This window comes from Pantoea sp. FN0307, assembly GCF_050113815.1.
Classification (GTDB): domain Bacteria; phylum Pseudomonadota; class Gammaproteobacteria; order Enterobacterales; family Enterobacteriaceae; genus Mixta; species Mixta alhagi.
On the sequence record NZ_JBNJSO010000001.1, the window covers coordinates 1,434,193 to 1,456,288 of the forward strand.

General features: G+C 53.7%; 23 protein-coding genes, 1 tRNA gene and 1 pseudogene. 12 read left to right on the plus strand and 13 right to left on the minus strand.

Annotated elements, in window-relative coordinates; all coding sequences use genetic code 11:
* Nucleotides 1-44 precede the first annotated feature (44 nt).
* The gene (locus ACQE3Z_RS06725; protein WP_426972834.1) at nt 45-1,421 is read left to right on the plus strand and encodes a CoA transferase; all 1,377 of its coding nucleotides are present in this window, start codon (nt 45-47) and stop codon (nt 1,419-1,421) included.
* Between the two features lie 82 nt (nt 1,422-1,503).
* Here ACQE3Z_RS06725 and ACQE3Z_RS06730 read toward each other — a convergent pair whose 3' ends face one another.
* From ACQE3Z_RS06730 to ACQE3Z_RS06745, 4 genes are all read right to left on the minus strand, one after another.
* A complete protein-coding gene (locus ACQE3Z_RS06730) occupies nt 1,504-2,085 on the minus strand; it encodes a TorD/DmsD family molecular chaperone (protein WP_426972835.1) in 582 nt (193 codons plus the stop codon).
* A 35-nt stretch (nt 2,086-2,120) separates the two neighbouring features.
* A complete protein-coding gene (locus tag ACQE3Z_RS06735) occupies nt 2,121-2,858 on the minus strand; it encodes a phosphatase (protein ID WP_426972836.1) in 738 nt (245 codons plus the stop codon).
* A gap of 59 nt (nt 2,859-2,917) precedes the next feature.
* Complete coding sequence (gene ghrA / locus ACQE3Z_RS06740; protein ID WP_426972838.1) at nt 2,918-3,859, minus strand: glyoxylate/hydroxypyruvate reductase GhrA; 942 nt, start codon at nt 3,857-3,859, stop codon at nt 2,918-2,920.
* A 106-nt stretch (nt 3,860-3,965) separates the two neighbouring features.
* Nucleotides 3,966-5,435 (minus strand): peptide MFS transporter, encoded by a 1,470-nt coding sequence (locus tag ACQE3Z_RS06745; RefSeq protein ID WP_426972840.1) that lies wholly within the window; start codon nt 5,433-5,435, stop codon nt 3,966-3,968.
* Between the two features lie 232 nt (nt 5,436-5,667).
* Here ACQE3Z_RS06745 and ACQE3Z_RS06750 point away from each other — a divergent pair.
* Nucleotides 5,668-5,755 (plus strand) — tRNA-Ser (locus ACQE3Z_RS06750).
* Nucleotides 5,756-6,197: 442 nt separating this feature from the next.
* Here the strand turns inward: ACQE3Z_RS06750 and ACQE3Z_RS06755 are convergent.
* The 3 genes and pseudogenes from ACQE3Z_RS06755 to ACQE3Z_RS06765 all read right to left on the minus strand — a co-directional run bounded on the left by ACQE3Z_RS06755 (nt 6,198) and on the right by ACQE3Z_RS06765 (nt 8,478).
* Nucleotides 6,198-7,481: a globin domain-containing protein gene (locus ACQE3Z_RS06755; RefSeq protein ID WP_426972842.1), complete on the minus strand. Its 1,284-nt coding sequence runs from the start codon at nt 7,479-7,481 to the stop codon at nt 6,198-6,200.
* A 223-nt stretch (nt 7,482-7,704) separates the two neighbouring features.
* Nucleotides 7,705-7,794, minus strand: a pseudogene (locus ACQE3Z_RS06760) (hypothetical protein); the annotation flags it as partial.
* 63 nt (nt 7,795-7,857) lie between these two features.
* Nucleotides 7,858-8,478 carry a LysE family translocator gene (locus ACQE3Z_RS06765; protein ID WP_426972843.1) on the minus strand — a complete coding sequence of 207 codons (621 nt, stop codon included), beginning with the start codon at nt 8,476-8,478 and terminating at the stop codon, nt 7,858-7,860.
* A 275-nt stretch (nt 8,479-8,753) separates the two neighbouring features.
* Here ACQE3Z_RS06765 and treA point away from each other — a divergent pair, with 275 nt between their 5' ends.
* Complete coding sequence (treA, locus tag ACQE3Z_RS06770) at nt 8,754-10,421, plus strand: alpha,alpha-trehalase TreA (protein WP_426972844.1); 1,668 nt, start codon at nt 8,754-8,756, stop codon at nt 10,419-10,421.
* Nucleotides 10,422-10,639: 218 nt separating this feature from the next.
* A complete protein-coding gene (locus ACQE3Z_RS06775) occupies nt 10,640-12,748 on the plus strand; it encodes a TonB-dependent siderophore receptor (RefSeq protein WP_426972845.1) in 2,109 nt (702 codons plus the stop codon).
* Nucleotides 12,749-12,897: 149 nt separating this feature from the next.
* Here ACQE3Z_RS06775 and ACQE3Z_RS06780 read toward each other — a convergent pair whose 3' ends face one another.
* Both ACQE3Z_RS06780 and ACQE3Z_RS06785 read right to left on the minus strand, forming a co-directional pair.
* Nucleotides 12,898-13,146, minus strand: coding sequence for a GlsB/YeaQ/YmgE family stress response membrane protein (locus ACQE3Z_RS06780; protein WP_085071937.1), 249 nt, complete (start codon nt 13,144-13,146; stop codon nt 12,898-12,900).
* A gap of 13 nt (nt 13,147-13,159) precedes the next feature.
* Complete coding sequence (locus ACQE3Z_RS06785; RefSeq protein WP_250652492.1) at nt 13,160-13,357, minus strand: glycine zipper domain-containing protein; 198 nt, start codon at nt 13,355-13,357, stop codon at nt 13,160-13,162.
* A 221-nt stretch (nt 13,358-13,578) separates the two neighbouring features.
* On the opposite strand from ACQE3Z_RS06785, the gene ACQE3Z_RS06790 reads away from it, so the two are divergent.
* Together ACQE3Z_RS06790 and ACQE3Z_RS06795 are read left to right on the plus strand one after the other, a co-directional pair.
* The gene (locus ACQE3Z_RS06790) at nt 13,579-14,313 is read left to right on the plus strand and encodes a flagellar brake protein (RefSeq protein WP_426972847.1); all 735 of its coding nucleotides are present in this window, start codon (nt 13,579-13,581) and stop codon (nt 14,311-14,313) included.
* Nucleotides 14,314-14,411: 98 nt separating this feature from the next.
* The gene (locus ACQE3Z_RS06795; protein ID WP_426972849.1) at nt 14,412-15,560 is read left to right on the plus strand and encodes a mechanosensitive ion channel family protein; all 1,149 of its coding nucleotides are present in this window, start codon (nt 14,412-14,414) and stop codon (nt 15,558-15,560) included.
* On the opposite strand, the gene emtA is transcribed toward ACQE3Z_RS06795, so the two are convergent.
* Nucleotides 15,545-16,159 carry a membrane-bound lytic murein transglycosylase EmtA gene (gene emtA, locus ACQE3Z_RS06800; protein WP_250652714.1) on the minus strand — a complete coding sequence of 205 codons (615 nt, stop codon included), beginning with the start codon at nt 16,157-16,159 and terminating at the stop codon, nt 15,545-15,547. The two genes, ACQE3Z_RS06795 and emtA, sit on opposite strands and share 16 nt — an antisense overlap.
* Nucleotides 16,160-16,347: 188 nt before the next feature.
* On the opposite strand from emtA, the gene ldcA reads away from it, so the two are divergent.
* Nucleotides 16,348-17,304 carry a muramoyltetrapeptide carboxypeptidase gene (ldcA, locus tag ACQE3Z_RS06805; RefSeq protein ID WP_426972850.1) on the plus strand — a complete coding sequence of 319 codons (957 nt, stop codon included), beginning with the start codon at nt 16,348-16,350 and terminating at the stop codon, nt 17,302-17,304.
* Here ldcA and ACQE3Z_RS06810 read toward each other — a convergent pair.
* Entirely contained in the window at nt 17,301-17,684 is a 384-nt protein-coding gene (locus ACQE3Z_RS06810; RefSeq protein WP_426972852.1) for a hypothetical protein, read from the minus strand. The two genes, ldcA and ACQE3Z_RS06810, sit on opposite strands and share 4 nt — an antisense overlap.
* A 192-nt stretch (nt 17,685-17,876) precedes the next feature.
* On the opposite strand from ACQE3Z_RS06810, the gene ACQE3Z_RS06815 reads away from it, so the two are divergent.
* Nucleotides 17,877-18,233, plus strand: a complete 357-nt coding sequence (locus ACQE3Z_RS06815) for a DUF4186 domain-containing protein (RefSeq protein WP_426972854.1) — start codon at nt 17,877-17,879, stop codon at nt 18,231-18,233.
* A gap of 69 nt (nt 18,234-18,302) precedes the next feature.
* Here the strand turns inward: ACQE3Z_RS06815 and ACQE3Z_RS06820 are convergent, their stop codons facing one another.
* Nucleotides 18,303-18,482 (minus strand): hypothetical protein, encoded by a 180-nt coding sequence (locus ACQE3Z_RS06820; protein WP_085071945.1) that lies wholly within the window; start codon nt 18,480-18,482, stop codon nt 18,303-18,305.
* 214 nt (nt 18,483-18,696) lie between these two features.
* Between ACQE3Z_RS06820 and ACQE3Z_RS06825 the strand changes: the two genes are divergently transcribed.
* Nucleotides 18,697-19,059: a hypothetical protein gene (locus tag ACQE3Z_RS06825; protein WP_426972856.1), complete on the plus strand. Its 363-nt coding sequence runs from the start codon at nt 18,697-18,699 to the stop codon at nt 19,057-19,059.
* A gap of 13 nt (nt 19,060-19,072) precedes the next feature.
* A complete protein-coding gene (locus tag ACQE3Z_RS06830) occupies nt 19,073-19,627 on the plus strand; it encodes a hypothetical protein (protein WP_426972858.1) in 555 nt (184 codons plus the stop codon).
* 12 nt (nt 19,628-19,639) lie between these two features.
* Here the strand turns inward: ACQE3Z_RS06830 and ACQE3Z_RS06835 are convergent, their stop codons facing one another.
* Nucleotides 19,640-19,846: a DUF2767 family protein gene (locus ACQE3Z_RS06835; protein WP_426972859.1), complete on the minus strand. Its 207-nt coding sequence runs from the start codon at nt 19,844-19,846 to the stop codon at nt 19,640-19,642.
* Nucleotides 19,847-19,970: 124 nt separating this feature from the next.
* Between ACQE3Z_RS06835 and ACQE3Z_RS06840 the strand changes: the two genes are divergently transcribed.
* The gene (locus ACQE3Z_RS06840) at nt 19,971-21,737 is read left to right on the plus strand and encodes a sensor domain-containing phosphodiesterase (protein WP_426972861.1); all 1,767 of its coding nucleotides are present in this window, start codon (nt 19,971-19,973) and stop codon (nt 21,735-21,737) included.
* A gap of 121 nt (nt 21,738-21,858) precedes the next feature.
* On the plus strand, nt 21,859-22,035 hold the full coding sequence (locus ACQE3Z_RS06845; protein WP_167373299.1) for a hypothetical protein: 177 nt from the start codon (nt 21,859-21,861) through the stop codon (nt 22,033-22,035).
* The last annotated feature ends 61 nt before the right edge of the window (nt 22,036-22,096 follow it).

A 22,096-nucleotide genomic window follows, 5' to 3' on the forward strand; every position in this document is an offset into this window, starting at 1 on the left:
TCCATTGCTAAGGTGAAAGAGAGAAAGAACTGAGGGAGAAGGATATGGATAGCAACCTGGCGGCACTTTTCTGGCAGCAGCTGTGGCATGCTCTAAAGGGAGAAACCTTGCCCCCACCCATGATCCTGCAGGGATATGAAGCCTTTGCATCAGCTTTTCCGGTCAGTGAACTTGCCGCCACCAGCATGGCGCTGGCGGCGCAGTCCGCCGCTGGCCTGGTTGGCAATCCTGAAAAGGTCACGGTTGATATCCGTCTCGCCTCACGCTGGTTCCAGCGCACTTTTCGTCCGATAAATCGCCCGCTACCTGCCGCCTGGGATGTTTTCTCAGGTGACTACGCCACCGCTGACGGCTGGATCCGTTTGCATACTAATGCGCCGCATCACCGTCAGGCGATGGAGCGCGTGCTGGGAAAACAGACGGACCGTGTGGCGCTGGCAAAAGTGGTTGCCGGCTGGCAAAAACAGACGCTTGAGCGGGCCATCATTGATGCCGGCGGCTGTGCTGCACAGATGCGCACTTTGGCTGAATGGCAGCAGCACCCACAGGGGAAATGCGTGGCGCAGGAGCCGCTAATCGCCTGGGAAACGCAGACGCAGGGTGCGCCGCCCGCATGGCCTCTTCCGATCGCACGCCCGTTACGGGGCGTTAAAGTGCTGGATTTAACGCGCGTCATCGCCGGGCCGGTGGCCACTCGTTTTCTGGCCGGGCTGGGCGCTGAGGTGCTGCGTCTCGATCCCCCTGACTGGGAGGAGCCTTCGCTGGAAGAGGAGATGATGCAGGGCAAACGCTGCGCCCGGCTCGATTTAAAAAGCGCGCAGGGGCGACAGCAGTTTGAACAGCTGCTGGCACAGGCAGATGTGCTGGTGCATGGCTATCGCGCCGATGCGCTGGAAAAACTGGGTTACGACAATGCACGTCGGCAACAGTTAGCGCCCGGACTGGTGGATGTCAGCCTGAACGCCTGGGGCTGGAGCGGCCCCTGGCGCAATCGACGCGGTTACGACAGTCTGGTGCAGATGGCCTGCGGCATCGCCGATGCGGGCCAGCGCTGGCAGGCTGCCGATGCGCCATCTCCCCTGCCGGTCCAGGCGCTGGATCATGCAACGGGTTATCTGATGGCGGCAGCCGTGCTGGAAGGCATGCGCCGACGCGTCGCGCATCGCTCCGGCATAACGGCCCGGCTCTCTCTGGCACGCACTGCGCATCTGCTGACTTCACATCCTTACGCAGCCAACACAGCAGCGATTGGCCCAGGCCCGACGCAGCCGCACGATGAAAGCGATACGCTGGAACTCACCCCGCTGGGCATAGGTTACCGGCTGCGACCGCCGCTGTGGCTGCCCGGCACTCCGCTGCTCTGGTCACGCAGCGGCAGCCCGCTGGGTTCAGCCTCCGCCAACTGGTTGCCAGACCGGTAGCGGTTTGGTTTTGCCGTGCCGGTACCTACTGCGTTTTAACCGCAGGTAAAGGGCCTGACCAGAAAACAGCAACGATGCGTAATTACGCTCCGTCTTCGCCCTCTTGTTCTGCTTCCTCTTCCGCTTCTGCCAGCTCTTCACGCATTGCCTGCAGCGCTTCGCGGCTTAATGCTGCCAGCGTACGGTAAAAGCCGCTGGTGGCGTGCGCTTCAACCTTGCCGAGAAACGCGCCGCACCAGGGCAGCAGATACTCATCAAACAGTGCGATCTGCGCCTGAATCTCATCTTCCTGCGCCTGATCTTCCAGCCAGGAGGCCGCCAGCAGTAACGCGCCAAAGTGATCGGCTGGCGCATCGCTCAGCGGCATACCGCGCTGTTGTAAAAAAGCACGTACCTCTGCCTCTGCCGGACCATCCTGCCACTGCGAGCCATAAGGCGGCACGCTGCAGTCGCTGCCGACAAACAGCGCATTGTAATCGGCGGCCAGCGCCTGTGGTTCGGCATGCTGTTGCAGACGTGTCAGCAGCTCATCCTGCTCCAGCGGCCAGTTCTGTTGCAGTTTGCCTTCACGGATCAGCGTGAACAGCGGCACCAGCAGCGGATCCTGCGGCTGACGATTAAACAGCGAGCCAAGCACGCGGCAGATGATGGAAAACTCATTCATTACTTTCAGTCCGTTCAGAGGTTAAGACGCCGCCGTTAAAAGTCAGCAAACGCGTCGAGAGGCTTCCCGCCCCGCATTTCCAGAAAATCAAGCAGGCGGCGCGGCGTGACATTTAACACGCGTTCCTCCGGAAAATCCACCTCGCGCGCAATACGCAGGCAATGTTCAAAATTTCCCAGGGTAAAAGCGGTATGGGAATCGGAACCAAACGCCAGCCATCCGCCCGCCTCTTTTACCGCTGCGGCGATAGCGCGACAGTTCGGCTCGCTGCCGGGGCGCGAGTGGGTAAAGGAAGAGTTGTTAATCTCCAGCGCCACCTGATATTTCGCCGCTGCTTCGGCAATCGCCGGAATATCGACCGGAAACTTCGGGTTGCCGGGATGACTGATAATATGCACATTGCCGCTGGCCATAGTGGCGATCATCGCTTCGGTATGGGTCGCTTTATCCTGCGGAGCAAACACCGGCTCATGAAAACCGGCCACCACTAAATCCGTCGCATCCAGCATGCGTCCGGTGCAGTCGATCTCGCCGGCGGTGTTTTTAATATTCGCTTCGATGCCGCGCAAAATGCCCACGCCATCCACCACGCGCGGCCAGACATGCATATTGATAAAGTGCCAGTAGTGCGGCGCATCGGCCATATCGGGGCCATGATCGGTAATGGCGAACAGTTTGATGCCGTTCTGTTTTGCGGCAGCGATATAGTCATGCAGCGTACTGTATGCGTGGGTGCTGGCCACAGTGTGCATATGTAAATCAACAGGATACATTTAAGGCCTTCTCCTTGAGATTGGGCAAGGGCCGCGCCCTGCCATCGTAATCGTTACAGTTAATAACCGCGCGTCAGATCAACACGGCCTTCGGGCTGCTGCCCCGCTTCCAGTTGCGCAATCGCGCTGGCGATAAAGCGTATCGCTTCATCCTGCAGGGTTACCGCGGCATTATGCGGCGTCAGCGTGACGCGCGGATGAAGCCAGAACGGATGATCCGGCGACAGCGGCTCATTAACAAAAACATCCAGCGCTGCGCCCTTGATTTTATTGTCATTCAGCGCCGCCAGCAGATCTTCTTCCACCACATGCGCCCCGCGCGCCAGATTCATGACAAAAGCGCCATCATTAAGCTGGTCAAGCAGCGCACGGTTGATGATCCCCTGGGTTTGCGGCGTGTTGGGCAACAGGTTAATCAATACCTGAGTGCCGGAAAGAAAGTCTGCCATCTGCTCAGCGCCATGAAAGCTTTCAATTCCTGTCAGCTGCTTTGGCGAGCGGCTCCAGCAGCGCAGCGGAAAACCCCAGGGCTTCAGGCTTTCCGCCACGCTCAGCCCCAGCACGCCCGCGCCCATAATGCCGATGGTAAAGTTTTCGCGCTTGTAATTGCGCAACGGCTGCCAGAGCGCCTGCTGCTGCTGTAAGCGGTAGTCGTCGAAGCGGCGAAACCAGCCCAGCACGGTGTGTACCGCATACTCCTGCATTTGCAGGCCCATGCCGGTATCCTCCAGACGGAACAGCGGTACCGCCGGATCGATCATATCCGGATGCTGTTTTAACAGGCCAAGAATATCATCCACGCCTGCGCCAATGGCAAAAATTGCCTTTAGTCCGCGACGTCCCTGCAGCATTTCAACTGGCGCGAAGCGCATCAGCGCATAGTCGGCGTGATCGTTGTCGCCCGGCTGCCAGAGCCGCAGCCGCGCCTGCGGAAGCTGCTGTTGCAGGCCCTGCTGCCATTTTTCCGGGCTAAAGGTGGGATGGTAAAAAATGATGTCCATAGAGCCTCCTTTGTTTTTATTTCACTCAAGGCTCGGGGAAATTGGAGGCGCTGGCAAGAAAAAATTGCAGAGTATGGCCCGCCACGGCGGGCGGGCCTGAAAACGATTACGCCTGCGGCGCGGTTGACTGAATCAATCTGCGCAGCAGCGGCATAAGCAACAGCATCACCAGACCAACCGCCGCTGCGCCCCAGCCCAGCAGGCTGAAGATATGGCTGTAGCCAGGATTGGTTAGCAGCGCGCTACTGCCGCTGTTTTCCGGCATCAGTGCGGAAACATAGCCCGCCAGTACCGATGCGACACCGGTGACCATCATCCAGCAGCCCATCATAATGCCCTGATAGCGCGTCGGGGCCAGTTTGCCGATCATCGCGTAACCGATTGGCGAAATCAGCAGCTCGCCGATGCTTTGCAGCAGGTAGCTGAAGAAGATCCATTTGAAAGCCACCATGCCGTCGCCCCCCGCCAGCATAATGCCCAGCGGCAGAACCAGCATGCCCAGTCCGATACAGAACAGCGAGCAGGCAAACTGTAGCGGAATATCGATGCGCCAGCCGCGCTGACGCAGACGGTTAAAGGCAATGGCCAACAGTGGCCCGCCGATGACGATCACCAGCGTGTTAATGTTTTGCACCCACTGCGGTGCAATACGCACTCCCCAGAGGTTGAGGTTAATGTTGTGTTCTACGAACAGCATCAGCCCCATCGGCGCCAGCTGATAAAGCATCCAGAAAACCAGCGAGCCTAACGCCAGCAGCAGATAAGCTGACATGCGGCGCTGCTCGTGACGCGGTCGATGGCGTAGCGTAGTAATACACAGCAGCAGGAAGATCAGCACGCCCAGCGCAATAACAAAAGAGCCGGTAAAATCGGCGTGCGTCAGCATGATGCGAATAACCGGCACCAACACGACCAGTACCGCCAGGCCGATTGCCATTCGCAACCAGTATTGACGCGGGCTGGCATGCAGCAGCGGCGTATCAATATCCGCCAGAATTTTCCAGCGCAGCAGGCTGATAACAATAGCCAGCGCGTTACCCACGGTAGCAAACAGGAACAGCGCCTGATAATGCTCGCCAAGCTGAAAATAACCTGCGCCGGTGAAGCCGATAAAGAACCCCAGGTTCATCCCGGCGTAGTTCCATAAAAACGCGCTTTCGCGGCGTTGATCGTCAGGCGTAAAGCGCTGGGTCAGCATCATATTGATACAGGTGACATTCAGCCCGCTGCCGGTAAGGAACATCGCCAGCCCCCAGTAAAGCCCCTGCGCGCTTTCACCTGACAGCACCCAGCACCCGATGACCTGTAATACCATGCCCAGCACGAACAAATTACGGTTACTGAGGAAACGCCCGCCCAGGTAGCCACCGAAAAGGTGCAAACCGTAGTTGAATGCGCCGAAAACGCCCATGGTGGCATTGGCCTGCGCTTCGCTGAAGCCGAGGCGTTTGGTGGCATAGAGCACCAGCGTGGAGTAAAGCACGGCGAAGCCGAGCGTTGCGAAAATTTGAATAAAGAACAGCGCCCTGGTTCCAGCCGGAACCCCCTGTGGTTGCGCTTTGGTTGGATTGTTCAAGCTGACCTCAGTGATTTTTAAGCATAAATTGCGCATCAGTATGCATCTCCAGCCCTGATTATGCAGTATGATTTATGCTATTCGGGTTCATTGCCCTGCTTTTCGCTTATTTTCGCGCCGAAGTGGTTTAAAACTGACTAAACGCATCATTTAGCGCAGAAAGTTGATTGACGCGCCGCGGCAAAATCCCTACATTAGCGCCGGTCAGCAGTGTGCCTGTTGACGACAATATGGTGAGGTGTCCGAGTGGCTGAAGGAGCACGCCTGGAAAGTGTGTATACGGCAACGTATCGGGGGTTCGAATCCCCCTCTCACCGCCATATTTCATAAGAGAGCCTGAGCGAAAGTTCAGGCTTTTTTGTATGCATAGAGCACCACAGAGAGGGGTGATGAGAAGCCCCGCCGGGTTCGACAACCGGCAAAGCCGGTTGGACAGCCACAGGCTGCCCGCAGGGCGAGCGAAGCGAGTCAATCCCCCTCTCACCGCCATATTTCATGAGAGAGCCTGAGCGAAAGTTCAGGCTTTTTTGTATGCATAGAGCACCACAGAGAGGGGTGATGAGAAGCCCCGCCGGGTTCGACAACCGGCAAAGCCGGTTGGACAGCCACAGGCTGCCCGCAGGGCGAGCGAAGCGAGTCAATCCCCCTCTCACCGCCATATTTCATGAGAGAGCCTGAGTGAACGTTCAGGCTTTTTTATTGGCATAAAGCCTGAGTGAACGTTCAGGCTTTTTTTGTGCGCATAAAGCACGCAGCGAGGCGCTATAAATGCAGCCCGCCGGTGCCAAAGGCCTCGCTATATATTTTATCCTGCGGGATCCCCAACGCAATCAAAGCGCGATACTGCTCCTGCATAAACGGAATCGGCCCGCATAAATAGTAATCCGCCTCTTTGGGCAGATACCCAACAGGAAGTGCCTTTAAATCCAGCCTTCCCTGCATATGATAATCTTTGCCCGCCACCTCGCTCTCTTTTACATTCTCATAGGCAATAAAAACATGCAGGTTGTCGTTCTGGCTGGCCAGGTTTTCCAGCTCTTTACGCAACGCATGCACTTCAGAACTACGGGCGGCGTGAATAAAATAGATATCTTTTTTCAGCGTCCGATACGCTGTATTACTGGCTTGGTTTTCTTCATGTAGCGCGGGATTAACATTGGGATCGGTGTGTTCAGCCAGCAGATGATTAACCATAGAGATCATTGGCGTCAGCCCAACGCCCGCGCTGATCAGCACATTAACGGCATCCGGATTCAGCAAATAAAAGTTGCCTGCCGGAGCGCTGAGCTCAACCACGCTGCCTTCGTTAACAGCGTCATGCAGCGTGGAAGAAACGTAACCCGGATCCTGACCTTCCGTACGGGGATCTTCGCGCTTAACCGAGATACGCAGATAAGGGTCAGAGGGGCTGCTGGACAAACTGTACTGGCGAGGCTGTTTAATACCCAACGCCGCAACCTCTACCCGTAAGGTAATATATTGGCCGGGCTTGTAAGCAGGTAGCGGCCCGCCATCCTGCGGAACCAGATAAAACGAAGTAATTTCCTCGCTCTCCTTTATCTTTTTATCCACGATAAAGTTTCGCCAGCCGGTCCAGCTTCCGATGGTATTTTTACGCTCTTCGTACAGTTGCTTTTCAGTTGCAATAAAGATGTCAGCCAGCTGTTGATAGGCCACGCCCCAGGCGGTGATAAGCTCATCATCCATCGGGATGTTAAGCACTTCGCTGATGGAATGCAGTAGATTCTCACCAACAATATTATAATCGGGAGCCTGTATATTCAGGCTGACATGTTTATGGCAAATCAGCTCAACAACCGGCATCAATACCGAGGGATCGTCAATATTTTCGGCATAAGCCAGCACCGCTCCCGCCAGCGCTTTAGCCTGCGCGCCGCTGCGTTGATGTCCCATGTTGAAGGTTTCTTTCAGGTGAGGATTATTTTTTAACATGCGCTTATAGAAATAATCCGTTAACGCCTCTCCGTTCTCTTTTAGTACCGGTACTGTGGCTTTAACCAGCTCGTTTTGCCTCTCGCTTAACATTGATACCTCACTTTGTTTTTAATTTATTACCGATAAAAAACTGAGCCCCCTACGCAAGGCTCTCCTGGCTGCTTTAAATATAGAGCCTTTGAGCAAGTTGAAGTCTGGCTACATTGAGTATCATAAGAAGCAGGATAAGAAATAGCGCAGGCAGGTCAGCGCCACAGGCTGGCGACCGGGAACATGCTACAGGGCAGAAACGGAGTGAATGGTGTGCTGATGTTGAATGCTCAACGCCGGTTTTTTGCAGATATCTGGCGAAACCGTCTGCATGTTTGAGCGGGACATATCCGTACCAGGTTCTGACGATCATTTTTTGCTCCTTTTAGGTTGTAAGGGGAAGAACGTTTTCCCGCGTTAAACCACCAAAAAATAGCTAGCGGTGACTCAGCGCCAGTTTTGCTGCAAACAATATAAAAAGGGTGCCGGTAGCGCGATCCATCCACTGGACAAACCGTGGTTTTCTTAATATTCCGGACGCGAAACGCGTTCCCGTTATCAATACCGCTGACCACAGCGTACCGATAACAATATGGATGGATACCAGCAGGAATGTCCACAGCACCGGGGAGTGTCCGGCAGGTATAAACTGCGGCAGAAATGAGACGTAAAAAACGCCTATTTTGGGATTCAGTACATTACCCAGCATCCCTTTTACAAACCAATTTGTTGCAATCGGATTCGTCGTGTCTGAGGTGACCAATTTTCTTCGCGGCTTAAATATGAGTCCTATTCCTAACCAGCATAACCAGGCCGCGCCACACCATTTCAGCAAGTTATAAGCTATTTCAGATGCCGCCAGCAACGCCCCCAGTCCCAATGCCACCAGTGCTCCCCAGATAAAACAGCCGGTATTGATGCCAGTTGCCGCCTGGAATGCTTTTTTCCTGCCCTCAACCGTTGCAGTACGCAAAATAAGTGCTGTGTCCAGCCCGGGTGTCAGCGTTAACAGCAATGCGGCAAATGAAAAGGCAAACAGTGAATCCGTGACGGACATCTCTTTCTCCGCAAGGGCGAGTATCAGGTAAAAATCAACCTGCACGATACAATAGTTAAAAATTTTTAACCTTTAACAGGGGTAAAATCAACCGCTTATTGATTAGCCAGCCGCTGAACAGACCCGTAACGCCTCACCCCTGGCGTACAAGTTAAAACCCTAATCCAACTCACATTTCCCGACTTCACGCCAGGCAAACTCTTTAATTTCGTCTAAAGTTTTTTGAATGGTCAAACACTTACAGGCCATGTCGGGTCTGGACAAGGAGAATACTGATGAAAAAGGCCGTACCTTCTCAATGGAAAGGCGCACTGTTATTGCCTTTACTGATTACCGGCGCGCTGGCAACGGGATCTTTTTATGCACAGGCGGCGGACGATCAACGCCTGCTGACTCAGGCACCGCAGCCGCCGGATGTGCGCCTGGGGCCGCTTTATCATGCAGTTCAGTCAGCGAAGTTCTTCCCGGATCAGAAAACCTTTGCCGATGCGGTGCCGAAATTTGATCCGGCGTCCATTCTGGCTGACTGGCAAATGCAAAAAAACCAGCGCAATTTTGATTTACGCCGCTTTGTCGATGCTAATTTCACCCTGCCGGGCAAAGGCGAAGCCTATGTGCCGCCAGCGGGACAAAGCCTGCGCGAGCATATCGACGGCCTGTGGCCGGTGCTGACGCGCACTACGGATAAAGTAAATCAATATGATTCCCTGCTGCCGTTGCCAAAACCTTATGTGGTGCCGGGCGGTCGTTTCCGCGAAATTTACTACTGGGACAGCTATTTCACCATGCTGGGTCTGGCGGAAAGCGGCCACTGGGACCGCGTTCAGAATATGGTTGATAACTTTGCTCATGAGCTGGATAAATATGGCCACATTCCCAACGGCAACCGCAGCTACTATCTGAGCCGCTCGCAGCCGCCGTTTTTTAGCCTGATGGTTGATTTGCTGGCGCAGCACGCCGGTGAAAACACTTACAGTAAATATCTGCCGCAGTTGCAAAAAGAGTATCAATACTGGATGGCGGACGCCCAAAGCGTGGCGGCCGGTAATGCCAGCAAGCGCGTCGTGAAGCTGAAAGATGGCACCGTTCTGAACCGTTACTGGGACGCACGCGATGTGCCGCGCACCGAATCTTATATGGATGACATCGCCACGGCGGAAAAAGCCAAACAGCGCAATAAAGCGGAACTCTATCGCGATCTGCGCTCCGGCGCGGCGTCTGGCTGGGATTTCAGCTCGCGCTGGTTTGACGACCCGAAAGATCTTTCCACTATCCGCACCACCGAAATTGTTCCGGTTGATCTGAACGCCCTGCTGTTCCATCTGGAAAAAACGTTGGAACGCGCCAGTAAAGTTGCGGACAAGCAGAGCGACAGCCAACGCTATGCGGAACTGGCGGAAAAACGTCAGGCGGCAATTAATCGCTATTTATGGAATGCGGAAGGCGGCTGGTATGCCGACTATGACTGGAAACGCAGCAGCGTGCGCACGCAGCTGACTGCCGCCGCGCTGTTCCCGCTCTATATGCAGGTTGCCAGCGACGAGCAGGCGACAAAAACCGCCGCCGCCGTTGAAAAACAGTTGGTCAAGGCGGGCGGTCTGGTGACCACCAATGTGCATAATGGTCAGCAGTGGGACGCCCCAAACGGCTGGGCACCGCTGCAGTGGGTCGCGGTGGAAGGTCTGAATCACTACGGCAAACAGACGCTGGCGAAAGAGATTGGGATGCGCTTCCTTGATAACGTTCAGGCCACCTATGACCGCGAGCACAAGCTGGTGGAGAAATATGTGGTGGAAGGTAACCTTGGCGGCGGCGGCGGCGGTGAATATCCGTTGCAGGACGGCTTTGGCTGGACCAATGGCGTTACTCTTAAGCTGATGGATATGTACTGCCCGAAAGATGTCACCTGTAATAACGTGAGCGATATGAAAAAATCACAGTAAACTTTGGCAGCCCGGCAACCGCCGGGCTGCCAGTCCTCGCCTTTTAATCCCCTGAATCCTCACAAATTATCTGGAAATAATCAGATAAATTACATCTTGAATCGTCAACCGATAAAGATAATAATTCTCATTAGTCTTTTCAGTTACATGATCTTACATTGCCTCTGGCCGCGTTCCGTTACCGGGCGGCCTTTTCGACTCTGTTTAAGGGATATCACATGGGAATGCCTTTTAACCTGAAACGTTCTGCGCTGCTTTGTTCACTGGCGCTCACCGTCCCGGGCTTATCTATCGCGGAAGAGACGCTGACGGTCACTGCGCAACCTGCTGAAACTGCCGATTCGCCGACCTCAGGCTATACCGTTAAAACCAGTAAAGGCGCGACTAAAACCGATCAGCCGCTGATTACTACCGGTCAGTCTGTTTCGGTGGTAACGCGCCAGCAGATGGAAGATCAGGGCGCGATAAATATAAATCAGGCGTTAAATTACACGCCAGGCGCGTTTACTAACTTTGCCGGTGGTGCCAGCCGCTTCGATACTATTTCCCTGCGCGGTTTCCACGGTACTGACGTCAATAACACCTTCCTCGATGGTTTGCGCGTAATGAGTGACAGTAACAGTCACAACATTTTGCAAATCGATCCCTGGTTTATTGAACGCGTCGATATTATTAAAGGCCCCTCTTCCGCTACCTATGGTCAGACGATTCCCGGCGGGTTAGTGAATATGACCAGCAAACTTCCGCAATTTAATCAGGAAGGTCATTTCCGCCTCAGCACCGGCACGCAGGAAACAAACGGTGCCGCGTTTGATTATACCAATGCCATTAATAATCAGTGGGCCTGGCGTCTCACCGGTATGACGCGTAAAAGCGATACGCAATACGATCATGCGCGCGAAGAACGCTACGCTATTTCGCCATCCCTGTTATGGCAGCCTGATAGCGATACCTCATTATTACTTAAAGCCTATCTGCAGAAAGATCCGTCTGGTGGTTTCCACGGCTCAGTACCGGCCGATGGTTCTTTATATGAACACAACGGTTATAAACTCAGCTCCGGTTTTAATGATGGCCCTGGCGCACCGAACCAATATAAACGTCGTGAACAGATTTATAGCTACGCTTTCTCGCATCGCTTTAACGATACCTGGGCATTTCGCTCAAATGCAAGTTATACCCATTCGAATGTCGAGATCGATCAGCTTTATCAATCCGGCTGGATAGGCAACACTAATACGCTTAAACAAGGTATCTCCTCCTCTCGCTCTTCGCTGGATGCCTTTGCCATTGATAATCAGCTACAAGCAGATTTCACTACCGGCGCGCTTGCCCATACCTTGCTGATGGGTGTGGAATATCATCGTTATAAAAATAACATTTCTGAACTGCCTTACCTCGGCATCATAGGATCCCTGGATGCAAAAAACTATACAACCACGTTGAATGCGTTTGACCGGAATTATAACACGCTGATCCATCGCTATTACCAAACCGGCGCTTATCTGCAAGATGAAATGGTATGGGATAAGTGGCATCTGAACCTGTCTGGTCGTTATGATCGTATTGTTACCAATGGCAGCGATACGGATCGCCGCCAGGACGACTATATCAGCGCCCGTAGCTCGTTACTCTATGCGTTCGATAATGGCCTTTCGCCCTATATCAGCTGGAGCCAGGGGATTACGCCAACGGCATTTAGCGGTCAGAACACGCGCCAACTGCTGAAGCCCTCCACATCAGAACAGTACGAAGCCGGGTTAAAGTATCAGCCGCCAGGCACCAGCGATCTTTATAGTATTGCTGCCTATGATTTGACGCAAAACGATGTGGCTAACCGTAACGTTAACCTGGGCTATTATGAACCCGCCGGTAAAGTCCATTCGCAAGGGCTTGAGCTGGAGGCGCGTAATCAGCTTACGCCTCGCCTGAGTACCATTGCAGGCTATACGCTTAACCATGTCCGTTATAAAGAAACGGTAGATGGTAATGATGGGCATACGCCTTACATTACGCCTAACCAGATGGCATCGCTGTGGGGCCATTATCAGTTCGATTACGGCATCAGCGCAGGCGCGGGCGTACGCTATATCGGTAAACAGTGGGCGGATAATGCGAATACCCGCCGCATACCTTCCGTTACCCTGTTTGATGCTTCGGTAAAAGCGGATCTGGGTGTATGGAATCATCAGCTGAAAGGCGCATGGGTACAGGTGGCTGCCAATAACCTCACCGATCGTAAATATGTTGCCGCCTGTTACGGTACCGGCAACTGCTACTGGGGTGCGGAGCGGACTGTTACCGCCACCGTCGGCTACGATTTCTGACGGCGCGACGCTGTGTCGGCTTGCTAAGGGTACTGGCGCAGGCGAATTGGCTGGAAAGCCCTTTGCGCTGATACAGCATACACCAATGAAAAACGTGGAATCGCAGACATAAAAAAAGGAGGCGTTAGCCTCCTTTTTGTATTTAAAGCTTAATGACGAACCTTGCGATAAATAAACAGCACCAGGATGGCACCGATCACCGCGACCACAAAGCTGCCGAAATTGAAGCCATCAACGCGGCCGAAGCCAAAGAAGGTACTGATCCAGCCGCCGACTACGGCACCGATGATGCCCAGAATAATGGTAATAATGATACCACCACCATCTTTACCCGGCATGACCCATTTAGCGATAATACCGGCGATTAAACCAAAAATGATCCATGACAGAATTCCCATCTGTAACTCCTTCTTATTTACGGCTAATTAACATACCAACAATGAGACCCACTACGGCACCGGCACCGACGCCTGCCCAGGGGTTACTTCTTACATACGTACACGCCTGATGCGTTACGTTGTTCATTTCACGACACAGTTCACTGCCTGCTTCGCGTGTACGGTCCTGCGCATATTCCAGACTGTCGCGCGTTTCTTTTTTCGAAAACATACCCAGTCCTCCTGAGATCGGTGAGCGGCTGACCTGTTCATCACACTTCTGGCAACAAGTATAGGACAGGTTTCTAACTATGTGATTTCAGAGATAACTTTTTGCAGTTTTTTTACCCAAAAAAGCAACGACTGCTATAAATTTCTACGTTGCAGTGCCGATAAACAGCAGATAACGCGTATTACAGAAATATCTGGAAACAGACCGGGACGGGAAAGTAAGTGAAAGAGCCTGACAATGAGCAGTATTACAAACGTGGCACGCTGGCGGTGTTAGGCGTATTGCGCGACATCGAACGTGACGGTACGCCGATCATGGTTTCCCATGCGCGCGGCCAGTTTATTAGCCGTATCCTGTCCGTTGATAAAGAGCTGCTGGTAATCGATTACGGCAGTAACGATTATGATAATCAGGTCACGCTGGAGATGCGCAGCCTGACCATTACTGCGGAAATGAAAGGGGCAAAAGTCGAATTCAGTCTGGAGCAATTGCACGAGACGCATTTTGGCGGCCTGCCCGCTTTCAGCACCCCGCTGCCGTCTGAACTGTTGCAGATCCAGCGTCGTGAATATTTTCGGATTAGTGCCCCGCTGGACCCGCTTTTTTACTGTCATGCCAGCTGGCCTGAAGGCGGCAAGGCGCGTTTCCGCTTGCAGGATATTTCCCTGGGCGGCATTGGCGTACTGGTGGAAGGCGACATGCCGGAAAACCTTGTCTGCGGAGATCTCTGGCGCAGCATGCGGTTGGATATGGGCGAATATGGCGAGCTTCAGGTAGATGCTCAGCTGCTGCACGTGGGCACCCGCACTACCGTGAGCAGTAAAAATGAGACGGTTTCAACGCCGCGTCTGAGCTTTAGTTTTGCCTCGCTGAGCGCCGCGCAGGAGCGTCAACTACAGCAAATTATTTTCTCTCTTGAACGCGTTGCGCGTGAAAAAGCGATGCGCTTTCGTTAAAGGGTGCTTCTTCTCTCGCCTGGCAAAGGACATCCGCCTGAGCCAGGCTTAGTGTTGATTTCAGGCCACTCAATCAACCGTAAGGAGAAGCTCCCCTGATGGAAACTCTATTTTCCGACCGGAATCTGTCACTGCTGTTTAACCAAACGTTCTGGTTCAATACGGTTATCGTTGTTGCCGGCACATTTATTATTTACTGGTTGCTGCGCTCGCTGATTGGCTTTATCAGCTCCCGTCTTGGACGTTTTGAAAACGATCACCGCTCGCGCTTTTATAACATCGCCGTTGAGATGTTGCGCACCACCAGCCGCCTGCTGCTGTTTATCTTTTCCCTGCTGATTGCGATTAAATTTATCGAGCTGCCTGCCACCTGGCAAAGCAACATTTCTCACGGCTGGTTTATCGCCCTGATGCTGCAGTTCGCGCTGTGGCTGGACTGCGGCGTCCGCCTGTGGCTGAGAAATATGCTGCGCGATCCCACACATGTGCGTAACCCGGTCACCATGGTGATCCTGGGCATTATGCTGCGGATATTTATCTGGGCGATTATGATGCTGGCGATCCTGTCAAACATGGGCGTCAACATTACTGCGCTGGTCGCCAGCTTAGGGGTAGGCGGTATTGCGGTCGCGCTGGCGATTCAAACCGTGCTGAGCGATGTTTTCGCCTCGCTGGCTATCGGGCTGGATAAGCCGTTTGAAATCGGCGACTTTATTGTTTTCGGCGATATTGCCGGCTCCATTGAGCATATCGGCCTGAAGACGACCCGCATTCGCAGCCTCAGCGGTGAACAGATCGTTTGCGCTAACGCGGTGCTGTTACAGCAAACCATTCACAACTATAAGCGTATGCAGGAACGCCGCATCCAGTTTCGCTTTGGCATCAGCTATAACACGCCAGCAGAGAAAGCGCGTAAAATTGGCGGTATCGTTAAAGAGATTATTGAGGGCGTTGAACAAACCCGTTTCGACCGCGCGCACTTCTTATCGTTTGATGTTTCCCAGCTGACTTATGAAGTGATCTATTTTGTTACCGATGCCGACTACAACAAATATATGGATATTCAGCAGGAGATAAACCTGCAGCTGATGGAGCGTCTGGCCGAACTGGATGTGCATTTCGCCTTCCCGATCCGCCACGTTCAGTTTACCGGCGGGACATTGCCGGAACTCAACATGGCGGAAAAGGCGTCTAACGAGGATGAGGATAACCAGCAGGCTGACCGTCAGCCTCAGATGGTGCGATAAACGGTATTCACTTTCCACAGGTAACGCGGCGCCTGTGCAGCCGGATGTCTGGTCTGCACATGGCGTCGAAACTCGTCCGGCGACATCTCATTAATCATGGCGATAGCCCGATCGCGGTCACGCGAAAAGGTGCGCAACAGTGCACCTGCGCCATTAGCATAAGAGACAATCGTGGCGTAACGCAGCGTTTCCGGGTCACGAATGCCCGCCAATGCCCGCTGCTGTAGCAGACGGATATAGGCGGTGCCGATATCAATGTTTTTTGCCGGATCGCGCAGCTCGCGCGTTGAAGGTTGTCCATGACGTCCCTGTGCACGATAGACTTCACGTCCGGCGGTCGAGGCTTTGATTTGCATCAGGCCAACGGCATTCGAGCGGCTTACCGCATCAGGATTGCCACCCGATTCAACGCTGATAATCGCGCTGATTAAGCGCTCGTCAACGCCATAATGGCTGGCGGCGTTTTCCGTAAACATCGACCAGGTTTGCGAAACGTGTGCTGGCGCGGCTTTGGTTAAGGGCGTTTGCCGCTCCTGGGCAGTATGGTTGGTGGTTTTACTGGCACAGCCTGCCAGTAATAGTGCCGATAGCACCAGCATCCTGATTTTCACGCTGTAGGGTTCCTCGAAGCCTAATTGCTGCGCCCATCTTACTTAGCGGTTCGCTTTTAAAAATTACCGCTTATCTGAATTGCTGAATAAAGTGTGACAAATGATGACTTTAGTCACGCTTTTCGTCATCATCACGCAGTTGGACTGCAGGACGATAAACAACAGGAGTCCCGTTAATGAACCCGCATACGCCTCGTACTATCCATCTGATCGCGCCGTCCGGTTACTGCCATAATCAGCCTGCCGCCGCGCTGGGTATCCAGCGACTGCAACAGGCGGGACATCAGGTAACCAATCAGACGGTAACCGGTCGCCGTTTTCAGCGCTTCGCTGGCAGCGACGCCGAACGCCTGCAGGATATCAACGCGCTGGCCCGGCTCAGCCTGCTGCCTGATATTGTTCTGGCGGTGCGCGGCGGTTATGGCGTGACGCGGTTAATGGACCAGATCGATTACGCCGGCCTGCGACAACAGCTACAGGGCAAGCCGGTCGCGTTGTGCGGTCATAGCGATTTTACCGCGCTGCAGCTGGCGCTGCTGGCGCAGTCTGGGTTGATCACTTTCAGCGGGCCGATGCTGTGCGGCAATTTTGGCACGCCGGAGTTGTCTGAATTTAGCTGGAACCACTTCTGGCAGGCGTTAACGTCGCCTGTGTTTACCCTGACCTGGGCAAGCAGTACGCCGACATTGCCGACGCTGAGCGGCACGCTATGGGGTGGCAACCTGGCCATGATCATGACGCTGATCGGCACGCCGTGGATGCCGGATATTGATGACGGCATTTTGGTGATCGAGGATGTAAATGAGCATCCGTTTCGCACCGAGCGCATGCTGCTGCAGCTGCATCAGTGCGGTATCCTGGCGCGCCAGCGGGCGATTATTATTGGCAGCTTCACCGGCTGTAAACTTTCCGACTATGATAACGGCTTCGGCTTTCCAACCGTGTGGCAGCGCATGCGCGAGCTTAGCGGTCTGCCGATCGTCGACGGGCTCGATTTTGGTCATGACCAGGCGACGGTAACGCTGCCGCTGGGCGCGCAGGGCACGCTGAGCGTGGCGAGCGGCCAGGCCAGCCTGCGCATCAGCGGTCATCCGGTATTATCTGCCCACGCAGCGTCGGAAGCAGAGCGTTAAGAATCAATATGACCGCGATCGTCAAACCGCTCCAGGGTGATCGCTTCTACTTCGCGTTTAACGCTACGGCTACAGGGCAGCAGCTTATTGGTATTGCGATAGGCAAACCAGACCTTGCCGCTGCTCTGATTAATGATCAACCGATCGCCATTGCGAAAACGAGTAATGGCGACCTTCGCACCATTTTCCAGCGTATGTCGCACCTGACCCGAGGCGACCTGGAAATGGCGCTGCGGCCACATCAGCGTGGTCAGGCCGTGCTGTGCACGTGAGATGGTCATCACCGCCCTGCCCGGACAGGTGATTTGAAATTCAGTTTCGCTCCGGGCAGACGATGTAAACAGCGTAAGCAATCCTGCCGCCAGTAATAATTTTCTCATAACGCATGCATCCTCAGCGTAATTACACAAAATATTGCCTTAATATGCATAGCCTGACATCGCCAGAAATGCGAACGGAAGAGATGATCTGGCGCAAGCCGGTACTGAAAATGCTGTCAGACGCCCTGTTAGCTGTTGATTTGACAACGCGGGTCATGCCATTAACATCGATGCGGTGAACAGGAGCGATGTATGTCTGAACTTGATCGGTTGTTTCAACGCCTGGACGCGTCGACTTTTCGTCGTCGCTTTCGGCTGGGCAATAAGGAGCGGCAATATTGCCTGGAAAAAGGCCCCGAGGTGATTGACCGCCATGCGGCGGATTTTATTGCCCAGCGTCTTGCCGCTGCCGAGCCGCGTAACGATGGCAAGCAGACGCCCATGCGTGGGCACCCGGTGTTTATTGCGCAGCATGCCACCGCAACCTGCTGCCGTGGCTGTCTGGAAAAGTGGCATCGAATCGCCGCACATCAACCGCTAAGCGCCGAACAGCAGCGCTATATTGTTACGGTGATCCACGCCTGGCTGGTGAAAGAGATGAATCGCTGAATTCACCGGCGGGAATAACGCCGCATGGTGCAGCTTTCAGATCCGCTCAAAATTTGTGCCACAATTTTTTTACTCTGCGGCAATTTCCGCTGCCACCAGCATCAACGCCAGCCCAGCATCCTCTTCCTCATACTCGCGCAACGTCTCTTTTATTCTGCCAATACAGCGCTCTACCCGCTCCTTCTGCGGCTGCGGCAGGTTATCGATAGCATGGCGAATCAGCATCAGACTGGCTTCTTCTTCTTTCATTCCGCTTTTCCCTTTCGTGATAGGGCGCACAGTTTGCCAAATTTATTGCGCCAAACCAAGTTAAGTCATTTTTTTTCACTGGTCCAGTTGAAACAGCAAGGCTGAATTCCATCATTTCTTCGGGTGAATGCTATGCTGTTGAAAGCGTAGCGCACTGCTGCGCCGGTCCTGTTTTATTGGGCAGGAAAAGCGATAAGATAAAAAGGCAATGCATATGCTGCGAGTGATGATGTTCACGCTTCCCTTTTTGCTGGCTGCCTGCTCTTCCGGCCCGCAGGGCGTTGAGTGTCCCGGCAAAGTCGCCTCGATTTACGGTCAGGAAGGTCATGTTACCCACGGCACCGTGTTCGATCTGGTGAGTTCGTTTAGCGTGGCTACTGATGACGTCAAAGTGGAAAGCGGACCGCTCCATTCTACCGATCGCACCCGCTACATCCCGGCAGCGGTCACTAAAGAGGGTTATCTGGCCCAGCGTATTTCTGATAAACAGTTTCGCCTTATCGATCCGCAACAGGATCAGATGATTACCTGGACCTGCGGGAAGTCATCCGCCACAGCTAACGCTAAGCTCAACTGAATGAGATATCAGCATGGAACAGGATACACAGCACGACCGCTTCATTAGCTTTCCCTATCCGCATGAAAATTACAGCGACGGCAGCATTAATTATGGCGGTATCGATTTAACGCAGGAGACACAGCGCATTGATGAGATTGAGGAAGCCAAACGCTCTCCTAACCTGCGACGCCTGCTGGAAGAGGTGAATTTGCAGGATGGACTGTTTATGACGCTGGGTTGTGATTATCGACGTCTGGAAAGCGGGATCGGCGGCTATGTGGATTTTACCTTTCGCCCGGGTTTACCCGCCTCGTTAACGGTGGATGCCGTGAGTCTGGATGACTATTTTTGGGCGTATCTGGCGAAACAGGAGATCGATCATCACATTAACGATGGTGCGATGGTGAGCTATGCGCGTTCCGCGCTAAAGTGGAGCTGGTCTGAACTGGAGATGGGCGGCGTACACAGCAAGAAAATCACCCTCGCCTTTTGCTGTCAGCACAGCGAGGATGCCGAATGGTGTCTGGATCATCTGCGTCACTTCCTGGTGACAGAATTTCCCTCGTTGCCGCCGCGACAGAGATAATCCGGATGCGATTCAGGGCTTAATCAGCCGGATCGCATGCTCCAGTACTTTCTGTTCGTCCCGGTCGCTATCCTGGCGGCGCTGGCGCGTTTGCCAGAGCAAACTGGCGAGCGTTTCGCGCTCGGTATTCAGGCCGTTTTCCGATAACACGATTGCCGCATCGCCAATCACCCGACAAACCTCGTCATAATCATCTTCGCTTAGTGCATCACGTTTCATTACTTGCTCCTCTTTTCTGAACCTGGCCCAAAAGTAAAACTAAAGCAAAGGCCGCACGCGCCGATACTTCGCTAAGTATAATCATTCCCTTTTAATTTTTCGTTCCGACGCCAGGCGAACAATCATGCTTAGCCCATTACAACCATTAAATAGCAAAAGGCGTGCAGCACTGGAACTGCTGAAAAAAAATGACCGCTGCCGGGATGAAATTCTTAGTCAGTTCACGTTACTCACCAGCCAGCTGTTAGGCATTCCCAGCTGCTACGTTTCGATTCTTGATGAAGAGCGCCAGTACATTAAAGCGCCGCAGATGTTTCCATTAATGGAAACCTCGCTACAGCATGCGTTCTGCCGTCATACCATACAGTGCGAACGCCTACTGATTTGCCCTGACACCTGGCAAGACCCGCGATTTGAGCAGCATCCGCTCACGCGCGGCGCACCCTTTATCCGCTTTTACGCTGGCGCGCCGCTGATCTCCGGTGAAGATGACATCATCGGCACGCTGTGCGTCACTGATACGCAGCCGCGCACGTTCAGCGAAGAGCAGCAGATAACGCTGGCGACATTAGCGCGCCTCGCCGCCGCCTTTCTCGACGCCTGGTATGCCAATGGTTATATCGATACCGTTACCGGCCTGCCCAATCGTCAGCGTTTACTGCGCGATCTGGAATTAAGTGCCGACATGCTGCCCGATCAGCAGTGGCGTCTGTTAATGATTGACTGTATCGATCCGCAGCACATTTTCGATGTGTCGCGCTCATTGGGGATTGCCGCGTCTGAGGGGCTGCTGCATGAGTTAACCCGGGTGCTGTATCAGCGGCTGAGCCTTCACGACAAAGAGCCGATGCTCTACCTGATTAATCATGGCCGCTTTGCGCTGTTAACTCACAGCGAAGAGGGAATGGACAGCAAACTCTGCAGCGAAAAGCTGGGCGGCATTAACGCCTGTCTCGGCGATACCATTACCATCGATTTACAGGTTCGTGTGGGAGAAGTGCAGTTTTCTCCCCGAACCCTGCCGCCGCTGGAGGCGATGCGCCGTGCGCTCAGCGCGTTACATGAGGCGATCGCCCAACAAAATCTCTTCCAGCTGTTCGATAGCGAAAACGATCAAAGACGGAATCAGGAGTTTCAGCGGCTAAACGATCTGGCGCGGGCAGTGCGCGGACGCTACGGCCTTTACCTGGTTTATCAACCGAAAATTTGCCTGCACACCGGCAAAACCGTGGGTCTGGAGGCGCTGCTGCGCTGGAATCATCCTGTTGAAGGCGAGATCCCGCCCGGCCGCTTTATTCCACTGGCGGCCGGCACCAGCCTGATGGCGGAGCTGACAGACTGGGTGCTGGATAGCGCCATCAGGCAGCTGCAGCGCTGGGCGCAAAAAGGCATTCATCTGCCGGTGTCGGTTAACGTGAGCGTCTCCGATATTTGCCGTCCCGACTTTGCCGATCGCCAGGAAGAGCGGCTGCTGCGCTGCGGTTTGACGCCAGAATATTTAGGTATTGAATGCCTGGAAACGGAAGAGATCCACGCCAGCCCCAACGCGCTGCACGGTTTCGATATGCTGAAGCTGCGCGGCTTTAAGATTTCGCTGGATGACTTCGGCTCTGGCTACAGCAATATCAGCTATCTGCGGCGCATTCCGATTGATGTCATTAAACTGGATCGCTCTCTGATTAGCCGTCTCCAGCATGATACCGCCAGCGGCATTATTGTCCGTAACGTGATAAGTATGCTGAAGGATCTGGATTACGTGGTACTGGCTGAGGGCGTTGAGGATAAAGAAACCTATGAACAGCTGCAGTCGCTGGGCTGTGATGAAGTGCAGGGTTTTTACTGCTCGGCACCGATGAAAGCCACCGCGCTGGAGAGATGGTTACAACAGTAAACCATTATTTCGCCTCATCTTTGCCGGGTGATTTCTGCCGTTTATTTCTCCTTCTTTGCGCTTCTGTGCTATAGCTTTTACAACGCTATGCTCAGAGTAGCCAAGGAAAAAGGAGAGTAAATTGAAAATATTTTACTTTATTGCGCTGATCGCCTCTGCGTTCTATTTGTTTGTGAATTTGCCGAAAGAGAAAAGTAAACGCGAACCGGTAGCCTACTGGGGCTGCTGGGCGTACCTGGTTGCTTCCGCCATCTACTGGAGCATTTTCAGCCTGCGCCACCATTTCCATCTGTTCTGATATCTGCCCCTGCGCTGGCTTTCGGCGCGGGGGCAAGTTATTTGGGATACGCGACGCCGTT